This is a genomic window from Caballeronia sp. (assembly GCF_049581465.1).
In the GTDB taxonomy this organism is placed as follows: domain Bacteria; phylum Pseudomonadota; class Gammaproteobacteria; order Burkholderiales; family Burkholderiaceae; genus Caballeronia.
Genome location: NZ_JBAUSA010001188.1, coordinates 1 through 1,678 on the forward strand (window position 1 = coordinate 1; position 1,678 = coordinate 1,678).

A 1,678-nucleotide genomic window follows, 5' to 3' on the forward strand; every position below is an offset into this window, starting at 1 on the left:
GGCCTCGGGGGGAAGCACATCCTGCGCGCCAATCCAATCGCGCGTGCGGACGTTCCCGAGGATCAGATGCACCCATACGAACCGGCGGCCTCGGGTGAGATCAAAGGAGGAATCGCCTTCGAGCAGATGCCCCCGCCCGTTCTCGTCGAATTCGAACGCCCACGCGACGCCCGGCCCGAGGTCCGCCAGATCGATTCGCGCCGGTTGAGCGGTCATTTTCCCTCCAACAGCCGAGCCTTATCCCGCGCGGATGAAGGCAGCGTGTCAGGAAAACCCCGGCGGCCCGTCGGCCGGTTGGCGACTCGCCTTTACAGCCACTTCTTCCACCGGAAGAACACGTAGGGCCCGACCGCGACGGCGACCATCAGAAGGAGGGCCGCGGGATAACCCCACCACCAGTCAAGCTCGGGAATTACCTTGAAATTCATGCCATAAATCGAGGCGATCATCGTCGGCGGCATAAAGATGACCGCCAGCACTGAGAACAGCTTGATAATGTCGTTCTGCGCGAGGTTGATGAAGCCGAGGGTGGCGTCGAGCAGGAACTGGACCTTCTGCGCCTTGAAGTTCGCGTCCTGCTCAAGCGCCTGGAGGTCGCGCAAAGCCGACTTCGTCGCCTCGCGCACTGGTTTTGGCGCGTCCGCCGAGCGGCCTTCCGACATCAGGAACAGCACGAGCCGCTCGAGCTCGACCAGGCTTTCGCGCAGGTTCGAGATCTTCTCGTCTTCCCGGCCGAGCGCGCCGAGGGTCGCCGAATAGATCTTGCTGCGCGCGCTTTGGTCTCCCTTGGCCCGAAAGACCTGGCTCGCGATGGAATCGAGCTCGTTTCCGACCTTGTTCAGCGCCCGGGCAGAGCGATCGACAATGGCGTTGATAAGCCCGACCGCCACCGCGTCGGGGTGCAGCGCTTGGGTCGGGATTTTGCCCAACCTCTGACCGAAGAGCTCAAAGGCTTCGCCAGGATCATAGCGTACAGTGACGAGCGCTTTCGGGCCGAGGATGAAGGTGACGTCGGCGACGTCGGGCGTACCTTCGGCTTCGCTGACGACACAGGCGTGCAGGTAGCGCACGCCATTTTCGGCATAGTAGGATTCGGCGGGCTGGGCGAAATCGGGGTCGGAGCGTGACGGCACCTTGGAGCCAAGGTAGGCCTCCACCTTCCGATCCTCGTCCACCGTGGGCTCGACCATGTCGATCCAGACCGCGCCAACCGGGATTGGCTCGGCCGGGTCTAGAATCTTCCGCTGGAGTCCGACGCTCGGCGCCGTCGCCGCGCCGAGGTCGGTCTTAACGGCATAGTGGACAATCAGCACGGTTCGCCCTCTGCTTCAGCCAAAGCGCTCAGGAGGAATTACATGAACTCTCATCACTTTGCCTGCCGCAAGCTGAGCAATAGGTGAACCGAGGAGGATCTGGGTTTGGGAGGTGTGCATTTCTGCGCGCGTTTGAGCGCTTTCAAGGTGTTAAGCCTCTTTTTCTGCAACTCGATCGAACCACGGCCTAGGTTTGATCGCGCGCCCCGAGATTTCCAAAATCTGCTGAGATTTTCGGCAACGACTGCAAAGTTCAGGTGACGCTGGCATATTCTAGAAAAATAGTTACTTTTCAATCGCTTGCATGCATATATCGGAAAAGTACATTATTACTTTTTTGCAAGCTCCTGTAATCCCTATTGCTG

2 protein-coding genes are annotated in these 1,678 nt (G+C 60.0%); both read right to left on the reverse strand.

Annotated features, from left to right (window positions below; all coding sequences use genetic code 11):
* The coding region (locus WCA53_RS29060) for a hypothetical protein (protein WP_423919252.1) at positions 1–216 on the reverse strand (216 nt) is incomplete at its 3' end.
* Between the two features lie 92 nt (positions 217–308).
* Positions 309–1,313, reverse strand: coding sequence for a CorA family divalent cation transporter (locus WCA53_RS29065; protein WP_423919257.1), 1,005 nt, complete (start codon positions 1,311–1,313; stop codon positions 309–311).
* Between the last annotated feature and the right edge of the window lie 365 nt (positions 1,314–1,678).